At 65.9% G+C, this 16,847-nt stretch carries 20 protein-coding genes and 1 tRNA gene; 7 read left to right on the top strand and 14 right to left on the bottom strand.

The window, feature by feature from the left end; all coding sequences use genetic code 11:
- Nucleotides 1-64: 64 nt before the first annotated feature.
- A complete protein-coding gene (locus KNJ79_RS10420) occupies nucleotides 65-856 on the bottom strand; it encodes an SDR family oxidoreductase (protein WP_317151008.1) in 792 nt (263 codons plus the stop codon).
- 92 nt (nucleotides 857-948) lie between these two features.
- On the opposite strand from KNJ79_RS10420, the gene KNJ79_RS10415 reads away from it, so the two are divergent.
- Nucleotides 949-1,815 carry an alpha/beta fold hydrolase gene (locus KNJ79_RS10415; RefSeq protein WP_089214522.1) on the top strand — a complete coding sequence of 289 codons (867 nt, stop codon included), beginning with the start codon at nucleotides 949-951 and terminating at the stop codon, nucleotides 1,813-1,815.
- A gap of 48 nt (nucleotides 1,816-1,863) precedes the next feature.
- On the top strand, nucleotides 1,864-2,586 hold the full coding sequence (locus KNJ79_RS10410; RefSeq protein ID WP_317151007.1) for an energy transducer TonB: 723 nt from the start codon (nucleotides 1,864-1,866) through the stop codon (nucleotides 2,584-2,586).
- Between the two features lie 40 nt (nucleotides 2,587-2,626).
- Here the strand turns inward: KNJ79_RS10410 and KNJ79_RS10405 are convergent.
- Nucleotides 2,627-2,719: transfer RNA gene (locus KNJ79_RS10405), tRNA-Ser, on the bottom strand.
- Nucleotides 2,720-2,968: 249 nt separating this feature from the next.
- Between KNJ79_RS10405 and KNJ79_RS10400 the strand changes: the two genes are divergently transcribed.
- Nucleotides 2,969-3,760, top strand: a complete 792-nt coding sequence (locus tag KNJ79_RS10400) for a DUF1134 domain-containing protein (RefSeq protein ID WP_089214520.1) — start codon at nucleotides 2,969-2,971, stop codon at nucleotides 3,758-3,760.
- A 259-nt stretch (nucleotides 3,761-4,019) separates the two neighbouring features.
- On the opposite strand, the gene KNJ79_RS10395 is transcribed toward KNJ79_RS10400, so the two are convergent.
- Genes KNJ79_RS10395 through petA form a run of 4 tightly spaced genes read right to left on the bottom strand, consistent with a single transcriptional unit; the run spans nucleotide 4,020 to nucleotide 7,295 of the window.
- Nucleotides 4,020-4,574, bottom strand: a complete 555-nt coding sequence (locus KNJ79_RS10395) for an adenine phosphoribosyltransferase (RefSeq protein WP_317151006.1) — start codon at nucleotides 4,572-4,574, stop codon at nucleotides 4,020-4,022.
- Nucleotides 4,575-4,598: 24 nt separating this feature from the next.
- A complete protein-coding gene (locus KNJ79_RS10390; protein WP_089214518.1) occupies nucleotides 4,599-5,408 on the bottom strand; it encodes a cytochrome c1 in 810 nt (269 codons plus the stop codon).
- 31 nt (nucleotides 5,409-5,439) lie between these two features.
- A complete protein-coding gene (locus KNJ79_RS10385) occupies nucleotides 5,440-6,723 on the bottom strand; it encodes a cytochrome b (RefSeq protein WP_317151005.1) in 1,284 nt (427 codons plus the stop codon).
- A 14-nt stretch (nucleotides 6,724-6,737) separates the two neighbouring features.
- Nucleotides 6,738-7,295 (bottom strand): ubiquinol-cytochrome c reductase iron-sulfur subunit, encoded by a 558-nt coding sequence (gene petA / locus KNJ79_RS10380; RefSeq protein WP_089214516.1) that lies wholly within the window; start codon nucleotides 7,293-7,295, stop codon nucleotides 6,738-6,740.
- 220 nt (nucleotides 7,296-7,515) lie between these two features.
- Here petA and KNJ79_RS10375 point away from each other — a divergent pair, with 220 nt between their 5' ends.
- Together KNJ79_RS10375 and hemF are read left to right on the top strand one after the other, a co-directional pair.
- Nucleotides 7,516-7,974 (top strand): tRNA (cytidine(34)-2'-O)-methyltransferase, encoded by a 459-nt coding sequence (locus tag KNJ79_RS10375; protein WP_317153906.1) that lies wholly within the window; start codon nucleotides 7,516-7,518, stop codon nucleotides 7,972-7,974.
- Entirely contained in the window at nucleotides 7,971-8,831 is an 861-nt protein-coding gene (gene hemF / locus KNJ79_RS10370) for an oxygen-dependent coproporphyrinogen oxidase (protein WP_317151004.1), read from the top strand. The genes KNJ79_RS10375 and hemF overlap by 4 nt, the downstream gene beginning before the upstream one ends.
- A 37-nt stretch (nucleotides 8,832-8,868) precedes the next feature.
- Here hemF and KNJ79_RS10365 read toward each other — a convergent pair whose 3' ends face one another.
- Together KNJ79_RS10365 and KNJ79_RS10360 are read right to left on the bottom strand one after the other, a co-directional pair.
- Nucleotides 8,869-9,729 (bottom strand): hypothetical protein, encoded by an 861-nt coding sequence (locus KNJ79_RS10365; RefSeq protein ID WP_317151003.1) that lies wholly within the window; start codon nucleotides 9,727-9,729, stop codon nucleotides 8,869-8,871.
- Between the two features lie 39 nt (nucleotides 9,730-9,768).
- Nucleotides 9,769-10,518 carry a hypothetical protein gene (locus KNJ79_RS10360; protein WP_317151002.1) on the bottom strand — a complete coding sequence of 250 codons (750 nt, stop codon included), beginning with the start codon at nucleotides 10,516-10,518 and terminating at the stop codon, nucleotides 9,769-9,771.
- 127 nt (nucleotides 10,519-10,645) lie between these two features.
- Here KNJ79_RS10360 and lipB point away from each other — a divergent pair, with 127 nt between their 5' ends.
- Nucleotides 10,646-11,299: a lipoyl(octanoyl) transferase LipB gene (gene lipB, locus KNJ79_RS10355; RefSeq protein ID WP_317151001.1), complete on the top strand. Its 654-nt coding sequence runs from the start codon at nucleotides 10,646-10,648 to the stop codon at nucleotides 11,297-11,299.
- A 9-nt stretch (nucleotides 11,300-11,308) separates the two neighbouring features.
- Nucleotides 11,309-11,653 carry a hypothetical protein gene (locus KNJ79_RS10350; protein WP_317151000.1) on the top strand — a complete coding sequence of 115 codons (345 nt, stop codon included), beginning with the start codon at nucleotides 11,309-11,311 and terminating at the stop codon, nucleotides 11,651-11,653.
- Nucleotides 11,654-11,656: 3 nt separating this feature from the next.
- Here the strand turns inward: KNJ79_RS10350 and queE are convergent, their stop codons facing one another.
- From queE to KNJ79_RS10320, 6 genes are all read right to left on the bottom strand, one after another.
- The gene (gene queE / locus KNJ79_RS10345; RefSeq protein ID WP_317150999.1) at nucleotides 11,657-12,289 is read right to left on the bottom strand and encodes a 7-carboxy-7-deazaguanine synthase; all 633 of its coding nucleotides are present in this window, start codon (nucleotides 12,287-12,289) and stop codon (nucleotides 11,657-11,659) included.
- Between the two features lie 4 nt (nucleotides 12,290-12,293).
- A complete protein-coding gene (gene queC, locus KNJ79_RS10340; protein WP_317150998.1) occupies nucleotides 12,294-12,989 on the bottom strand; it encodes a 7-cyano-7-deazaguanine synthase QueC in 696 nt (231 codons plus the stop codon).
- Nucleotides 12,990-13,180: 191 nt separating this feature from the next.
- Nucleotides 13,181-13,594, bottom strand: a complete 414-nt coding sequence (locus tag KNJ79_RS10335) for a DUF3617 domain-containing protein (protein WP_089214508.1) — start codon at nucleotides 13,592-13,594, stop codon at nucleotides 13,181-13,183.
- A 136-nt stretch (nucleotides 13,595-13,730) separates the two neighbouring features.
- Nucleotides 13,731-14,645 (bottom strand): Hsp33 family molecular chaperone HslO, encoded by a 915-nt coding sequence (hslO, locus tag KNJ79_RS10330; protein ID WP_317150997.1) that lies wholly within the window; start codon nucleotides 14,643-14,645, stop codon nucleotides 13,731-13,733.
- Complete coding sequence (argF, locus tag KNJ79_RS10325; protein ID WP_317153905.1) at nucleotides 14,642-15,568, bottom strand: ornithine carbamoyltransferase; 927 nt, start codon at nucleotides 15,566-15,568, stop codon at nucleotides 14,642-14,644. Before argF ends, hslO begins: the two co-directional genes overlap by 4 nt.
- Complete coding sequence (locus KNJ79_RS10320; protein ID WP_089214506.1) at nucleotides 15,565-16,752, bottom strand: aspartate aminotransferase family protein; 1,188 nt, start codon at nucleotides 16,750-16,752, stop codon at nucleotides 15,565-15,567. Before KNJ79_RS10320 ends, argF begins: the two co-directional genes overlap by 4 nt.
- Nucleotides 16,753-16,847: the final 95 nt, after the last annotated feature.

The following is a 16,847-nucleotide window of genomic DNA, read 5'->3' as shown; positions in this document are numbered from 1 at the left end:
CGTCGCTTTGGACGCAGGACGCCCCGGCGCGCAAGCCCTTGTTCTGCCGGAAAGGATCGCCGCCCTAGGCCATGCCGCGTGCAAGGTCGATACGCGAAGCGTCGCCCACCTGGCTGCCGCCGTCGCAATCGAGGATCGTGCCGGTGATGTAGCTCGCGGCGGGCGAGCAGAGGAACACCGCCGATTCGGCGACCTCCTCGATCCTGCCCCAGCGCCTCATCGCGATGCGTGCATAATGCGCCTCGCGCGAAGCCGCATCGGGGGCAAGGCGCTTCATGCCCTCGGTGTCGGCGATCGGACCCGGCGAAATGCCGTTGATCCGCACATCGGGTCCCCATTCGAGCGCGAGGACGCGGATCAGCTGGTTGATCCCGGCTTTCGCGGCGCAGGCATGCGCCTGCAACGCCGAGGCGTTGACCGCCTGTCCCGCGGTGATGGCGATCAGCGACGCGCCGGGCGTGTTGAGCAGGTCGTGGCAGCCGCGAAACACGTTGAAGGTGCCGTTGAGGTCGATATCGACGACGGTGCGAAAGGCGTTGGCCGACATGCCGAGCACCGGCGCGAGGAAATTGCCCGCCGCGCCCGAGATCACGATGTCCATCGGTCCCAGCCTGTCGGCAACGGCCTCCATCACGCCGCGGATCGCGTCATAATCGCGCACATCGCCCGAGAGACCGATCGCGCCCGCGCCGATCTCGGCGGCAGCGCGCTGCGCCTTTTCGGGGTCGCGGCCGGCGACCGCCACCTTGGCGCCGAGCTCGGCAAAGCGTTTCGCGATGCCGAGGTTGATCCCGCTGGTGCCCCCCGCGACGAAGGCGGTCTTGCCCTCGAGCAGATTGTCCCGGAACGTCGACATCGCCTTCTCTCCCTTTCCCATTCGCGATCCGGGGTTGACGGATCGCACCTCGGTCGCCTTTTGAAACCCAAACAGACAGCAAGGACGACAGGATGACAAGAGGCCCCACTTCGCACAGCTTCATTTCGCAGCGGCTGAAGCTGCATTATGTCGACTGGGGCAATGAAGAGGCGCCGCCTCTGTTGCTGGTCCACGGCGGGCGCGACCATTGCCGGAGCTGGGACTGGGTCGCCGAAAGGCTGGCGGACCGCTATCATGTCATCGCGCCCGACCTGCGCGGTCACGGCGACAGCGCCTGGTCGCCCGACGCCAATTACGACATGGACACGCTCGTCTATGACCTCGCGCAGCTGATCCACCAGCTCGACCTCGCGCCGGTGACGATCGTTGCGCACTCGCTCGGTGGCAATATCGCATTGCGCTATACGGGCCTTTATCCCGAAAATGTCGCAAAGCTCGTCGCGATCGAGGGCCTCGGCCCCTCGCCGAAAGTGATTGCGGAGCGCGCGGCGATCCCGGTCGGCGACCGTTTCCGCAAATGGATCGAGGACAAGCGCCAGGCGGCGGGCCGAATGCCGAAGCGCTATCCAACGCTCGACGATGCGCTCGCGCGGATGATGGCGGAGAATGCCTATCTGACCCCCGAACAGGCGCGCCACCTGACCGTGCAGGGGATCAACCGCAATGAGGACGGCAGCTGGAGCTGGAAGTTCGACAATTATCTGAACGTCTGGCCGGTGTTCGACCTGCCGCAGAACGACATCGAAGCGCTGTGGTCGGCGATCATCTGTCCGACGTTGCTCCTTTACGGCGCCGACAGCTGGGCCTCCAATCCCGAAAAGGACGGCCGGATCGAGCATTTCAGCACCGCGAAGGTGATCGAGTTCGACAATGCCGGCCATTGGCTCCACCACGACCAGTTCGACCGGTTCATGTCCACGCTAGACGAATTCCTTTAGGATGACCGCCTGAGGGCGCGCGGAAGCGGCGCGTCCGGAGAGGGTCGCATGGTCTATACCGGACAGCTTTCGCGCCAGCAGCGGGCCGCCTCCGCCGGCGCTGCGCTGGCCGCGGTCGCCCTGATCGGCGCGGGACTGGCGAGCGGTCTCGATCTCAGCGCGGTGCGCACGGCGAGCGAGGCCATCACCGCGATTGCCCTCCCCGCGCCGCCGCCCGAAGCGCCGCCGCTCGCGGAGCCCAAAGCGGACAAGGCCGCGGGCCAAGCCGCTCCACCGGCAAAGGTCGCAAAGGCGGCGCCAGTCGCGGCGCCCGAACCGAAGATTCGGCTTCCCGATCCGCCGCCGGTCGCTGCGGCGCCGAGCCCGGGAAAAGGCACCGAGCCCGCAGCGGGTGCGGCACCGGCGCCCGGCCCCGGCTCGGGTGCCGGGGGGCGGGGCGACGGCACCGGGTCGGGTGGTTCGGGCGATGGCACGGGCGGCGGTGGAACGCGCCCCGTCCTGCTCAGGGGCCGCATCGAGGACAGCGATTATCCGAAAGCCGCGAGCCGCGCGAAATCCGGTGGCGAGGTCGAAGTGCGCTTCACCGTCCAGCCGACGGGCCGCGCGACGGGCTGCCGCATCACGCGATCGAGCGGCGACGCATCGCTCGACGCGACCACCTGCCGCCTGATCGAAGAGCGCTTTCGTTTCAGACCCGCGACCAACGCTGCGGGAACCGCCATCGCCACGCAATATGGCTGGCGCCAGCGCTGGTGGCTCGAACGGCGTTAGGGGGCGAGCCGTGGTATCGAAAAAGAACGAAAAAGGGAGGTGGCGGAGACGGAGGGATTCGAACCCTCGGTACCGGATTTACCAGTACGACGGTTTAGCAAACCGTTGGTTTCAGCCACTCACCCACGTCTCCGCATGGCCCGCCGCGTCGGCGACAGTGTTGGCCTGAGCGGGCGCTATAGCCAGCAGTGCGGCGGCCCGCAACGCCCAATATTGTCCTTTTTTTCTGCCGTGCCGTGCCGTTCGCGGTAAAAGGGATTCGTTCCGGCGTAAAATCGACTCGGGTCATCGCCCGTTCATTGCCCGCGAGTCACAGCAGGAGTCATGATTAACGCGCGTCGCGACGATTTTTGGCGGCGCCACCGGAATAGTGGGGGAATGCATGCGTCCAGTCTTAACCAAATTCGCCGCGATGGCGCTCGCGACGCTCGGCCTTGCCCTGTCGCCGCTCCCCGCCGCCGCGCAGATGACCGAGGTCGATCCGAATACGGTGATCGATTCGGACCTCGACAATCCCGACCAGACACCCCCGCCGCCGGCCTATCCTTCGACCGATAGCAGCACTCCCTCCTATGACGGCGACCTCGCGACGGGCGACGAACAGATCACCGGCGCGCCGGTCGACCCACCCGCAACGACCGCCACGGTCGGGACCGATCCGCAGACCGCCGCCACGACCGCCGACCCGGGCACGACCTATAAGGAGGACGACCTGATCGGCGCCGCCGAAGGAGTGTTCGGCAAGGGCGCGCAGGGGCTTGCAAGCCTGATCGAAGACGTCCTCAAGAAGCAGGGCGAGCCCAACGCCTATATCGTCGGCCGCGAAGCGAGCGGCGCGCTCGGCATCGGCGTGCGCTATGGCTCGGGCACGCTCTATCACAAGGTCGAGGGCGAGATGCCCGCCTATTGGACCGGACCGTCGATCGGCTTCGACGCGGGCGCCAATGCGGGGAACACCTTTATCCTGGTCTATAATCTCTTCGACAGCGAGGATCTCTACAAGCGCTTCCCCGCGGGTGAGGGCGCGGCCTATCTGATCGGCGGATTCAACGCGAGCTACCTGCGCAGCGGCGACATCGTCCTGATCCCGATCCGCGTCGGCGTCGGCGCGCGGCTGGGTGCCAACGTCGGTTATATGAAGTTCCGCAAGAAGCAGAGCTGGCTGCCCTTCTGATCCCCGCGTGCTTGCCAAGGGGGCGAGAGCCCGCGCTTCGGCGCGGGCTTTTTTCTTGTCTAAGCAAGCGGCCGCCGTTTCGCGGCGAATTTGTCGGCTTGCGATAGATCGGCGACATTTTGTATCATAACCTTGTCATTCCCGCGAAAGCGGGAATCCCGTGTGGGGTCGGCCGACGCACGCCCTGGATTCCCGCTTTCGCGGGAATGACGAAGATGGGGGACGACAGCTCCCCACCCCGAAGCAGCCGTCTCGACCGCTAATCCCCATCGAACGCGATCAGCGTCTCGCAGGCGAGCCCCGCATCGCGCAGCCGCGCTGAGCCACCGAGGTCGGGCAGGTCGATCACGAACATCGCCGCCGCGACCTCCGCCCCGACGTTGCGCATCAGCTGCGCCGCGGCGAGGATCGTGCCGCCGGTCGCGAGCAGGTCGTCGATCAGGATGACGCGGTGCCCCGCGACCACCGCGCCTTCGTGCAGTTCGAGCCTGTCCACGCCATATTCGAGTTCATAGTCGACGCCGATCGTCACGCCGGGCAGCTTGCCCGCCTTGCGCACCGGGACGAGGCCGAGCCCCATCGCGGTCGCCATCGCGGCACCGAACAGAAAGCCGCGCGCTTCGACCGCGACGATCAGATCGGGGCGATAGACCGCGGCACGATCGGTGAGGCGCCTGACGCTCTCGGAAAAGCCCTCAGCGTCGCCGATCAACGTCGTGATGTCGCGGAACCGGATCCCCGGTTTCGGAAAGTCGGGGATGGTGCGGACGAGCGCCGCCAGATCGAGGTCGGGACGGGGCGGCAGCGCGATCATCGGCCCAGCCGCCCCTTTACCCCATCAATGCTTCTTGTCGGCCCAGATATTGCGGTACGACAGATAGGCGAGGACGCAGAAGATCACGAGGAACAGCGCCGCTGCCCAGCCCACCTGCACCCGCTTCACCAGCTTCGGCTCGGCGGTCCATACGAGGAAGGCGGTGACGTCGCTCGCCATCTGATCGACCGTCGCCTTGGTGCCGTCGGCATAGGTGACCTGGCCGTCGCTGAGCGGCGGCGCCATCGCGAGGTTGAGATTCGCGAAATAGGGGTTGTAGTGCAGGCCCGTCGCCGGTTGCAGTTCCTTCGGCAGATTCGCCGGCGGGTTCTGGAAGCCGGTGAGCAGCGAATAGACATAGTCCTTGCCGCCTTCGCGTGCCTTGGTGATCAGCGACAGGTCGGGCGGCAGCGCATTGTTGTTCGCCGCGCGCGCCGCGACTTCATTGGCATAGGGCGCCGGGAAATAATCCGACGGCAGGCCATCGCGCGTCGCCGGCTCGCCCGTATCGGGATTGACCGACGGCACCTGGAAGCCCTTGGCGAAGCTCTTAACCTGGCCTTCGGTATAGCCGAGTTCGCCGATGTCGCGGAAGGCGACATGGTTCAGGCTGTGGCAGGCCGAACAAACCTCCTTGTACACCTGCATCCCGCGCTGCAGCTTCTGCAAATCCCAGCGGGGGAACAGCCCGTCGCTCGACAGGGCGAGGTGGCGCGGGTGCTTGTGAAACTCATGCGCGGCGTTGGGCTCGTTGGAAAGCGGCGTGGTGAAAATCGCGCACAACAGCGCCGCGATAAAACCAAGGCCGACGAGAAATCCGAGCGGACGAACCATGGCTGTTTCAGCTCCTATTAAAGTCCGGCGCTCAGGCCGTTGCCGCCGCCGACATGTCGTCGGCATGCTTTGCGAGAACCGCTTCGGTGATCGAGTTCGGCATCGGCGCCGGACGTTCGATCCGCGACACGATCGGCAGAATGATCAGGAAGTGGGCGAAATAATAGGCGGCGCCGATCTGGCTGAGGACAACCCACGGTTGTTCCGCCGGCATTTTCCCGCAGACACCGAGCAGCAGCACGTCGAGCACAAGCACCCAGAAGAACTTCTTGTACAGCGGGCGATAGGTCGACGACTTGACCGGCGAGCTGTCGAGCCACGGCAGGAAGAACAGCAGCGCGATCGAGGCGAACATCGCGATGACGCCCCACAGCTTTGCGTCGATCCACAGGAAGTTGAAGGTGAAGGCGCGCAGGATCGCGTAGAAGGGCCAGAAATACCATTCGGGGACGATATGCGCCGGCGTCGAGAGCGGGTTCGCCGGAATATAATTGTCGGCATGACCGAGCAGGTTCGGGCTGAAGAAGGTCAGCAGCACGAACATGAGCAGGAAGATGCCGAGCCCGAAGCCGTCCTTCGCGGTGTAATAGGGGTGGAACGGGACCGTGTCCTGTTCGTCCTTCACCTCGATGCCCGTCGGGTTGTTCGACCCCGGAATGTGCAGCGCCCAGATGTGCAGGATCACGACGCCCGCGATCACGAAGGGCAACAGATAGTGCAGCGAGAAGAAGCGGTTGAGCGCGGCATTGTCCGGCGCGAAGCCGCCAAGCAGCCAGACGCGGATCGGCTCGCCGACGACCGGAATCGCCGAGAAGAAGCCGGTGATCACCTGCGCACCCCAGAAGCTCATCTGACCCCAGGGAAGCACATAGCCCATGAAGGCGGTCGCCATCATCAGGAGGAAGATCACGACGCCGAGCAGCCACACCATCTCGCGCGGCGCCTTGTACGAACCGTAGTAAAGGCCGCGGAAGATGTGGAGATAGACGACGATGAAGAACATGCTTGCGCCGTTCATGTGCGCGTAGCGGATGAACCAGCCGGCGTTGACGTCGCGCATGATATGCTCGACCGAGTTGAAAGCGACGCCGGCATTCGCGGCATAGTGCATCGCGAGCACGATACCGGTGATGATCTGAATCGCCAGCGCGGCCCCGGCAAGAACGCCGAAGTTCCAGAAATAGTTGAGGTTGCGCGGCACCGGATAGCCCGCGCCGACGGCATTATAGACGAGGCGCGGCAGTGGCAGCTTCTCGTCGAGCCACTTCATCAGCGGCTGCTGGGGTTCATATTGCTTGGCCCAGGGAAAGCTCATCTCAATCTCGCTCCTCAGCCGATCGTTACAGCGGTGTCGCTGGTGAATTCATAGGGCGGCACGACGAGGTTCTTCGGCGCCGGGCCTTTGCGGATGCGCGCCGCGGTATCGTAGTGCGACCCGTGGCACGGGCAGAAATAGCCGCCGAAATCGCCGCGCGGCTCGCCTTCGGCGGCACCGAGCGGGACACAGCCAAGGTGCGTGCAGACGCCGAGGGTGATCAGCCAGTTTTCCTTGCCCACTTTGGTGCGCTCGGCGAGCGTCTGCGGGTCGCGCAGTTCGCTGAGCGGCACCTTGTTCGCCGCCGCAATCTCGGTTGCGGTCAGGTTGCGGACGAAAACCGGCTGCTTGCGCCAGCTCGTCTTGATCGCTTGCCCCGTTTCGATGGCCGAAATGTCGATCTCGGTCGACGACAGCGCCAGGACGTCGGCCGACGGGTTCATCTGGTTGACCAGCGGCAGGACCACCGCGACGGCGCCGACCCCGGCGAAGCTGACGGCGGCGATATTGATGAAATCCCGGCGCCGGACGCCTTCTTCGATGCCGGCGTTGAGATTGGTTTCACTGGCCATTCGACTGCCCTTGCATGGGTGAACTGACAAAATTCCGCCGGAATGGACCGCCCCGTTGCAGGCACGAACATGCGCCTCTCCCGGCAGCCCCTCCGGGAATTGCGGGCCTGATAGCCGCACATAATGGGCTTGCCAACAGACAATTTCCGCTTGCCCTGCCGCGCGATGATCGTATCGGCGGCCCCTCGATTTGACCCGCGGCTCGTCCTATGGAGCCATGATGGACCTTGCGCTATTCCAGCCCGATATCGCCGGCAATGTCGGCACGACGCTGCGCACCGCCGCCTGTTTCGGCGCCGCAGCACATATCGTCGAACCGTGCGGCTTCCCCTTTTCCGACGGTGCCCTGAAGCGCGCCGGAATGGATTATGCGGTGCGCGCCAATGTCCGGCGCCACGCCGACTGGGACGCGTTTCGCGCGTGGAGCGCGGCGGCGGGCAGGCGGATCGTGCTGCTGACCACCGCGGGCGCGACGCCCCTTCCCGCCTTCGCCTTCACCCCCGCCGACATGCTATTGTTCGGGTCCGAATCCTCGGGCGTGCCAGCGCATGTCCACGCCGCGGCCGACGCGCGGGTCGCGATTCCGATGCGGCCCGGCTTTCGCTCCTTGAACGTCGCGGTCGCGGCTGGCATCGCGCTCGCCGAGGCGCTTCGGCAGACGAAAGGTTTCGCATCATGATTTCGCTCGATCCCCAGCAGCAGGCGGCCCGCGACTGGTTCGAATCGCTCCGCGACCGCATTTGCGCCGAGTTCGAGGCGATCGAGGCCGAAGCGGGGAGTGACGCGACCTTCGCCTACACGCCGTGGGACCGCGAGGCTGAGGGCATTGCCCCCGGCGAAGGCGGCGGCGGCGTGCGCGGGGTGATGACGGGCAAGGTCTTCGAAAAGGTCGGGGTCAACGTCTCGACGGTCGGCGGCCACTTCGCCCCCGACTTCGCGCAGTCGATCCACGGTGCGGACGAGGATCCGAGCTTCTTTGCCACGGGGATCAGCCTCGTGGCGCACATGGCCAATCCGCATGTGCCGGCGGTGCATATGAACACCCGCTTCCTCGTCACGCAAAAGCGCTGGTTCGGCGGCGGCGCCGACCTCAACCCGCCGATCCCCTATCGGGAAGACACCGACGCCTTTCACGCACGGCTGCGCGCTGCCTGCGCGCCCTTTGGCCCCGACGTCTATGAACGCTATGCCAAATGGGCCGACGACTATTTCTATATCCCGCACCGCGGGGTGCATCGCGGCGTCGGCGGGATCTTCTACGACCATCTCGAATGCGGCGACGATGCCGAATATGACCGCAATTTCGAATTCACCCGCGCGGTCGGCGAGGCTTTCCTCGACGTCTTTCCCCAGATCGTGCGGCGCCGGATGAACCAGCCCTTCACCGAGGCCGAGCGTGAGGAACAACTCGTCTGGCGCGGCCGCTATGCCGAATTCAATCTGGTCTATGACCGCGGCACGCTGTTCGGGCTCAAGACCGGCGGCAATATCGACGCGATCCTGATGAGCCTGCCGCCGCTCGCAAAATGGGCGTGACGAGGGGGCGCCGCAGCGCCCCCTCGTCCATGGTCGTTCAGGCGAATACTTCGCTCGTGCTCGTCCCGCCGAGCGCACGATAGATGCCCGCGGGCACGCCGACCTGCAGATAGGCGAGCGGGATGCTGATGATGATCGCCCCGACGATCAGGCTGAACATCGACCCGGTGCTCTGGAGCCCGCCGGCAAAGGCCGAAACGCCGACGATCATCCCGAGGATCATGAAGACGACGAACATCGCGATCCCGAGCAGGATGAAATAGGCGAGAATCTTCCACTGCGACGCGGCGGTCATCCGCCACGAGGTGCCGAGGGCGCTCAGCACATTATAGCTGCGTTGGTCGGCCATCGCCGGCCCGGTGCAGCAGAAGCGTGCGGCAACCCACGCAAGAAACAGAAGGAACAGCGGCACGAGCAGGAAGAGCGCAAGGCCCAGCCCGGCGAGCGCCGAATCGCTCGGCCGCTGTCCCGACGCCATCGACATGATCGCGCTTCCGAAGACGAGGAAACCGACGATGCCGAGGACGAGCACGATGACCACCGTGAGCAGGAACACCGGCAGCGCGGCGATCAGGCCGTAACCGATTGCCGTGCCGACCGGCTCGCCGCCACCCGTCAAACCGATCCGCCACGATGCGAAATAGCTGCCCGTCTGGAGCAGATAGTTGACGAGGCTGAGCAGGAAGCCACCCGCGCCCATCGCGGCGATCGCCGCTGCACCGCCGCCTTCGGCCATGCTCGCGGGGTCGAACATCGTCGCCCCGCCGCCGAGCAGCAATTGCAGAATCAGCGGCACGAGGATGCCGACCCCGATCAGGACGATGGCGTGGTTGACGCCCTGCCCGTTAAAGAAGCTGGTCGTGTAGGACCAGGCCTGACTGATGCTTATCCGGTTCATGGTTTTCTCCCCTGCAAATTCCATGATGGCCTTGGCGGCCTATTCGAAAACGCCTGCGGTGCCCTCCGCCGCAAGTTGCCGATAGATGGCGGCCGAAACGGCGAGCGAGACGAAGCTGCCCGCGGCGATGAACGCGGCCCCGACCAATCCGGAAACGATCTTCCCTGCGCCCGCTTCGGCGCCGAACAGCGACATCGTCACCACCCCCGCGATGACGCTGATGATCCCGATCACCAGCGTGACCAGCAAGAGAAAGAAGAATATGCTCCAGCCATTGTCGTCGGTCAGCCGCCAGCTGGTGCGGATGGCGTCAATCGGATTTCGGATGCCGCGATCAATCGCCGCCGGAACAGTCACCGCGAGGCGGCCGACGAGATAGAGGCCCGGAACGATGAGCAGCAACAGGCCGAGCGCGAACGCGAGGCTGGTGAGCAATTCGATCGCGATCAGCGTCGGAAACAGCGCCAGCGCAAAGGCGAGCGATTCGCCAACGCTCACCCCGCCGCGCGCGAGCCACAGTCGCAGTATCGCCGCGGTGCCGATCAGCGCAGCGAGCGCGACGCCGATGCGCGGGACCAGACTCTGCACCATATTCTGTTCATAGATCCGCACTATCTGGTCGATCCCCATGCCTTCGGTCGGCGCAACGGGCGCAGGGCCGAGCCACGCGAAGGCAAGCGCGGGCAGGAACAGGAAAACCGCGGCAATCGCGACGGTGAGCGCCGTATAGGATCGCATCAGTTGCCGCGCATCGTCCCATGCCGCAGCCATGTCGAATTTCCGCATCATCTCTCCGTGATTTAATGGTCGCACGCAGAGTGGCGCTCTTCGCCGCGGCTGTCCAGCCCTTGTCCCGACCGGCGCCCCGAGCCGCACGTCTCTTGCTTCGGCGCGCGCGCGGGTGCAGAGGCGCGCGATGACCCACCCCACCCTGCCCGAATGGACCGTGTCGCCCGGCCTCACCGGCTATGAGGGGGCGCTTGCGGACATGGAGGCCCGCGCCGCCGCGATCCATGCCGGCGAAGCGCGCGAACGCATCTGGCTGCTCGAGCATCCGCCGCTCTACACCGCGGGAACGAGCGCCGACCCCGCCGAACTGCTCGATCCGCGCTTTCCGGTCTATGATGCGGGGCGCGGCGGGCGCTATACCTATCACGGCCCCGGCCAGCGCGTCGGCTATGTCCAGCTCGACCTTGCGCAGCGCGGGCGCGACGTGCGCGGCTTCGTTTCGGCGCTCGAAGGCTGGGTGATCGACACGCTGGGTAGCTTCGGGGTCGCCGCGCGCCGCGCCGAGGGGCGCATCGGCATCTGGACCGACGATCCGCAAGGGCGCGAGGCGAAGATCGGGGCGATCGGCGTGCGCGTGCGTCGCTGGGTGACGCTGCACGGCTTCTCGCTCAACGTCGCTCCCGACCTCTCGCATTTCGGCGGCATCGTGCCGTGCGGGATCGCCGAATTTCCGGTGACGAGCCTCGCCGCGCTCGGCATCGACGCCGATTTCGCGGCGGTGGACGCGGCGCTGCACGCAAGCCTGCCCGCCTTTCTCGACAAGCTTTCGCCGAGCGATTAGGACAGGCCCATGACCCGCCTTATCCTGCCCGCCGCGCTCCTTTTGACGCTCGCCGCCTGTGGCGGGAGCGATTCGACGAACAAGACGACGACCAAGCTCGACGCGGTCGAGGTTGAGCCCGGCACGATCAGCGATTCGATGATCGTGCTCGACGATACGAATATCGACGGCACCGCGGTCGACGACAGCGTGCCCGCGGGCGACACGGCGAAGCCCGCCGGGAAGAAGGCCGACGACGAGGCGGCGGCGGCCACCGAAGAGAGCGAGGAAAAGGCCGATCCCGACGCCGTCCCGGCCCCCAAGGTCAAGCAGTCGGTCACGCCCGACGCGGCAAGCAAAACCGGCGCCGACTGACCCTCAGCGCAGCCCGAGCGCCTTGTGCGCCTGGAGCGACAGGCGCCAGCGCGGATCGGCCATCACGAGGTCGATGCACGCGCGGACGTTCGCCGCGGCGTTCGGATCGTCGAGCGGCTGGATCAGCCGGTGGCGGAAGTCGAGCGCCGCGAGCCGGTCGACATCGCTGCCCGGCTGCGGCCAGACGAGCTTCAGCTCGTCGCCGCTCGTCTGCACAAGTTCGCTTCCAGCCTTGGGACTGATGCAGATCCAGTCGATGCTGCGCGGCACCGCCTGCGTGCCATTGCTTTCGATCGCGATCGTAAAGCCCGCCGCGTGGAGCGCGTCGATCAGCGCATCATCGACCTGCAGCATCGGTTCGCCGCCGGTCAGCACGACGAAGCGGTCGTCCCCGCCCTCGCCCCAACATTCGGCGATGATGCGCACCAGCGCCGCCGCATCGGCATATTTGCCGCCGAGCGTTCCGTCGGTGCCGACGAAATCGGTGTCGCAGAATTGGCAGATCGCCTTGGCGCGATCCTGCTCGCGTCCGGTCCACAGATTGCAGCCGGCGAAGCGGCAGAAGACCGCGCGGCGCCCCGCCTGCACACCCTCGCCCTGCAGGGTGAGGAAGATTTCCTTGACCGCATAGGCCATCGGATCACACCGCGACGGCGTAGCGCGTCGGATCGGCGAGCCCGGCGTCGACGAAGCCCTTGTGGCGCAGGCGGCAGCTGTCGCACTGGCCGCAGTGCAGCCCCGCCGGCGTCGGGTCGTAGCACGACCAGCTCATCCCGGCGTCCATGCCGAGCCGCGCCGCCTCTGCCGCGATGTCGGCCTTGGTCATGTGCTGAAGCGGGGCGTGGATCTTGAAATCGACGCCCTTGTCGCCGTCGCGCGTCGCGAGCCGCGCCAGCGCCTCGAACCCGGCGATGAATTCGGGGCGGCAGTCGGGATAGCCCGAATAGTCGAGCGCATTGACCCCGATCGCGATGTCCTGCGCAAGCCGTGCTTCGGCAAGGCCCAGCGTCAGCGACAGAAAAATCAGGTTGCGCGCGGGAACATAGGTGACCGGAATATCGTCTTGCGACACACCTTCCTTGGGCACCGCTATATCGTCGGTCAGCGCCGAACCGCCGAAGCGCCGCAAATCGAGCGGCAGGACGATATGCTCGGCGGCGCCGACCGCGGCGGCGATCCGCGCCGCGGATTCGAGCTCGACGCGGTGGCGCTGGTTGTAATCGACCGTCAGCGCGACGATCCGCGCGCCCGCTTCGCGCGCCAGACCGGCGCATACCATCGAGTCGAGCCCGCCCGAAAGCAGGACGATCATCGTCTTTCCGTGCATCATCTGCATAGGCGCCCGATACGCCCCGGCGGCGGCGCGTGCAAGGGCGTGTGCTGCGGCGCAACAAAGAAATGGGCCGCAGGGCAAAGTGCCATACGACCCAGTTTGGCATAATGCCGTTAGGGAGAAGAACACACATCGGTGCGTCGTGCCGCCCTTATGCAGCATGAATGGTTAATTCGGCGTTACCGTTTGAGCCGTCAGCCGCAGGGGCCGACGCGGCGCGCCTCGATCGCCTGCGAGAAGGGCTTGCCGCCTGCGATCCCTTGCGTGTCGATCTGCACGAGGCGGTTGGTTTCGGCACGGATGGTCGTGCGGCCGTGCCCAGCGCCGGGGCAGGTATAGTGGACGGTCACCGAGTCCGGACGGTCCTCGATCACATAGCGCGAGCATTCGCCGCGCGGATGATGGATCTGGATCATCTTGCGCGCATCGCCGAGGCACATCGTCTGGAGCGGCTTTTGCTGACCGCGCTCGGTCAGTTCCCACCGGCCCTTTTCGAGCCGGTCGAGCATCGCAAGCGACGGCGCCTGCGCCGGTGCCGCGACCGAGCCGGCGCCGATCAGCGCTCCGAGGGCGAAAATGTAACGCGATTTGGGAGAGACGATCGCCATATCCACCTGTCCAACGACGCCATTCGGCAAGAATGCGACCCCTGCACGGCGGCCGAGATAACAACGCCCTCGTGACATTTCAACCGCTTGGCGACGATATGCCTCGCTTCGTCGATGCGCGGCCGGGGCCGGCGGGTCAGGAGGCGGCCGAAATCTCGTCGAGCGGAACCGGGAAGATGCGCGAACAGAAGGCACAGTCGATCCGGATCACCCCCGCCTCGTCGGCCATGTCACGCCGCTCGGCTTCGGGAAATTTGGCGAGCACGCCGGCGAAATAGCCGGTGCTGCACCGGCAACCGCGCGATATGGCGGCACCGGGCTCGATGCGCACCTCTTCCTCGTGAAACAGGCGCCAGGCGAGCGTTTCGAGCGAGGTCGCGGGGTCGGTGAGTTCGTCGCCCTTCAGCGTTTCGGCGATCGTCCGCGCATGTTCCCACTCGGGATGGTCGTGCCGGACATGGAGACGGTCTCGGCCGACCTCGCCCTCGGGCAGATGCTGGAGCAGCAGTCCGCCGGCGACGCATCCCGCCTCCGCATCGTGGCGCGACGACAGCTTGATCAGGCTGGGGATTTGTTCGGACTGTTCGAAATAATGTTCGGCCGCGTCGCCAATCGACGTTCCTTCGAGCGGCACGATCCCCTGATAACGCTCGCCGGTCGCGGCCTGGTCGAAGGTGATCGCCAGAAAGCCTTCGCCGAAGAGCGCGAACAGCGTCGGATCGCTGCCGACCTCGGCCAGCCGTTCGGCGTCGAACTTCAGATAGCCGCGCAGTTCGCCGTCCTTATAGTCGCAGACGAGCAATTCGACCGGACCGCCGCCGGTCTGCGCCTGCAAGGTCAGCTGGCTTCCCGCATCCTTGAGCGTCGAGCCGAGCAGGACGGTCAGCACCAGCGCTTCGGCGAGCAGCTTTTCGGCGGCGGGCGGGTAGCTGTGCGCCGTCATGATCGTGTTGAGCACCGGGCAAAGCCGCACCAACCGCCCGCGAACATGGCGTTCGGCGATGGTGAAGGCGAGCGGTTGGTCGAACCAGGTTTCGGTCGTTTCGCTCACAGCTTTTCAAGCGCCCACAAAAGCACCGATTTTTGCGCATGGACGCGGTTCTCGGCCTCATCCCAGACGCGCGACTGCTTGCCGTCGATCACCGCATCGACGACTTCCTCGCCGCGGTGCGCGGGCAGGCAGTGGAGGAAGAGCGCATCGTCTTTCGCTTCGCCCATCAGCCGTTCGTCGACCTGAAAGGGCGCCATCGCGGCGAGCTTGTTGTGCGCATGATCCTGCCCCATCGACACCCAGGTGTCGGTGACGACGACGTCCGCGCCCGCAACGGCCTCGCGCGCGTCGCGCACGAGGTCGACGCGCGCACCCCTGGCCCGCGCCGCCTCGACGAAGGACGCATCGGGTTCATAGCCCTGCGGCACGCCGGCGCGGATGTTGAAGCCGAACAGGCCCGCCGCCTCGATCAGCGAGGTGAGGACATTGTTGCCGTCGCCGAGCCACGCCAGCTCGAGCCCCGGGAGCGCCTTGCCATGCTCGACCAAAGTCAGCAGGTCGGCGGCGATCTGGCACGGATGCGACAGGTCGGTCAGCCCGTTGATGACCGGCACGCTCGAATAGGCGGCGAGTTCCTCGATCTTCGCATGATCGTCGGTGCGGATCATGATCGCATCGACATAGCGCGACAGGACGCGCGCGGTGTCGGCGATCGTTTCACCGCGGCCGAGCTGCATCGAGCCCGCGTCCATGACGATCGCGCTGCCGCCGAGCTGGCGCATCGCCATGTCGAACGACACGCGGGTGCGCGTCGAACTTTTCTCGAAGATCATCGCCAGCACATGATCGGCGAGCGGGGCGTCGGCATCGGCCCGCCCCTTTGGCCAACCGGCGCGCGCCGCCTTGCGGTCGATCGCATCGGACAGCATCGCCGCCACCGAATCGGCGCCGGCGTCCGACAGGTTCAGGAAGTGCCGCATCAGCTTTCCGGCGGCGTATAGCTCGCCGCGCCCGCCGACAATTTCTCGATGCACTCGTCGATATGGCTTTGCTCGATGTTGAGCGGCGGCAGGATGCGCACGACATTGTCGCCCGCCGCGACGGTCAGCAGCCCGTGATTGTCGCGCAGATGCGCGACGAAGGGGCGGCTTTCCGATGTCATCTTGATCCCGAGCATCAATCCCATGCCGCGCACGCTGTCGAACAGCCCGTCATGGTTGGGGATCAGCTGCTCGAGCGCCCCGCGCAGCCGCTCGCCGGTCGCCTTGACCTGGTCGAGAAACCCGTCCTCGAGGATCACGTCGAACACCGCCTGCCCCGCCGCCATCGCGAGCGGGTTGCCACCATAGGTCGAGCCATGGGTGCCGATCACCATGCCGCGCGCCGCCTTTTCGGTCGCGAGGCACGCGCCGAGCGGGAAGCCGCCGCCGATGCCCTTCGCACTCGCCATGATGTCGGGGGCGATGCCATATTGTTCATAGGCATAGAGCGTGCCGGTGCGCGCGACGCCGCACTGGACCTCGTCGAAGATCAGCATCAGGTCGCGTTCGTTGCAGATGTCGCGCAGCGCCTGAAGGAAGGGCTGCGACGCCGGGCGGATGCCGCCCTCGCCCTGGATCGGCTCGACGAGGAAACCGGCGGTATTGTCGTCGACGAGGTCGAGCGCCGCGTTGAGGTCGTCGAACGGCGCATAGGCAAAGCCCGGCAGCAGCGGCTCGAACCCCTTGCGCAGCTTTTCCTGATTGGTCGCAGAGATCGTGCCGAGCGTGCGCCCATGGAAGGCATTGTTGAAGGTGATCAGAACATGCTTTTCGGCATTGCCCGCGCTCGAATGATAGGCGCGCGCGGTCTTGATCGCGCACTCGACCGCCTCGGCGCCCGAATTGGTGAAGAAGACGGTATCGGCGAACGTATGCTCGACGAGCCGCGCGGCAAAAGCCTCGCCCTGCGGACTGCCGTAGAGGTTCGACACATGCATCAGCGTCGCCGCCTGCTCCTGAATCGCCTGCGTCAGATGCGGATGGCCGTGGCCGAGCAGATTGACCGCGATGCCGCTTGCAAAGTCCAGATAACGCTCGCCGCGCTCGCCGATCAGATAGGCCCCCTCGCCGCGGACCGGACGCACCGCGCACCGGGGATAGACGGGCATCAGCGGCGTGATCGACATGGCTTGCACCTTTCGTGAGCAGACAAAGCAAAAAGGCGACCCCATGCGGGCCGCCCTCGGTCGGGCCGCTCCTATACTGCCGCAGCCGGAGCCGC

It is taken from the genome of Sphingopyxis indica, from assembly GCF_032879645.1.
In the GTDB taxonomy this organism is placed as follows: Bacteria; Pseudomonadota; Alphaproteobacteria; order Sphingomonadales; family Sphingomonadaceae; genus Sphingopyxis; species Sphingopyxis indica.
This window is presented reverse-complemented; position numbering and strand designations above follow the sequence as displayed.

What these genes read in the sequence shown, in the direction of transcription:
- hemF (WP_317151004.1), top strand. Translation starts at nt 7,971, where the DNA reads ATGATTTCGCTCGATCCCCAGCAGCAGGCGGCCCGCGACTGGTTCGAA.
- KNJ79_RS10415 (WP_089214522.1), top strand. Translation starts at nt 949, where the DNA reads ATGACAAGAGGCCCCACTTCGCACAGCTTCATTTCGCAGCGGCTGAAG.
- KNJ79_RS10335 (WP_089214508.1), bottom strand. Translation starts at nt 13,594, where the DNA reads ATGGCGATCGTCTCTCCCAAATCGCGTTACATTTTCGCCCTCGGAGCG.
- KNJ79_RS10395 (WP_317151006.1), bottom strand. Translation starts at nt 4,574, where the DNA reads ATGATCGCGCTGCCGCCCCGTCCCGACCTCGATCTGGCGGCGCTCGTC.
- lipB (WP_317151001.1), top strand. Translation starts at nt 10,646, where the DNA reads ATGACCCACCCCACCCTGCCCGAATGGACCGTGTCGCCCGGCCTCACC.
- petA (WP_089214516.1), bottom strand. Translation starts at nt 7,295, where the DNA reads ATGGCCAGTGAAACCAATCTCAACGCCGGCATCGAAGAAGGCGTCCGG.
- queC (WP_317150998.1), bottom strand. Translation starts at nt 12,989, where the DNA reads ATGCAGATGATGCACGGAAAGACGATGATCGTCCTGCTTTCGGGCGGG.
- KNJ79_RS10360 (WP_317151002.1), bottom strand. Translation starts at nt 10,518, where the DNA reads ATGATGCGGAAATTCGACATGGCTGCGGCATGGGACGATGCGCGGCAA.
- KNJ79_RS10400 (WP_089214520.1), top strand. Translation starts at nt 2,969, where the DNA reads ATGCGTCCAGTCTTAACCAAATTCGCCGCGATGGCGCTCGCGACGCTC.
- KNJ79_RS10390 (WP_089214518.1), bottom strand. Translation starts at nt 5,408, where the DNA reads ATGGTTCGTCCGCTCGGATTTCTCGTCGGCCTTGGTTTTATCGCGGCG.
- KNJ79_RS10410 (WP_317151007.1), top strand. Translation starts at nt 1,864, where the DNA reads ATGGTCTATACCGGACAGCTTTCGCGCCAGCAGCGGGCCGCCTCCGCC.
- KNJ79_RS10350 (WP_317151000.1), top strand. Translation starts at nt 11,309, where the DNA reads ATGACCCGCCTTATCCTGCCCGCCGCGCTCCTTTTGACGCTCGCCGCC.
- KNJ79_RS10375 (WP_317153906.1), top strand. Translation starts at nt 7,516, where the DNA reads ATGGACCTTGCGCTATTCCAGCCCGATATCGCCGGCAATGTCGGCACG.
- KNJ79_RS10365 (WP_317151003.1), bottom strand. Translation starts at nt 9,729, where the DNA reads ATGAACCGGATAAGCATCAGTCAGGCCTGGTCCTACACGACCAGCTTC.
- KNJ79_RS10385 (WP_317151005.1), bottom strand. Translation starts at nt 6,723, where the DNA reads ATGAGCTTTCCCTGGGCCAAGCAATATGAACCCCAGCAGCCGCTGATG.
- KNJ79_RS10320 (WP_089214506.1), bottom strand. Translation starts at nt 16,752, where the DNA reads ATGTCGATCACGCCGCTGATGCCCGTCTATCCCCGGTGCGCGGTGCGT.
- KNJ79_RS10420 (WP_317151008.1), bottom strand. Translation starts at nt 856, where the DNA reads ATGTCGACGTTCCGGGACAATCTGCTCGAGGGCAAGACCGCCTTCGTC.
- queE (WP_317150999.1), bottom strand. Translation starts at nt 12,289, where the DNA reads ATGGCCTATGCGGTCAAGGAAATCTTCCTCACCCTGCAGGGCGAGGGT.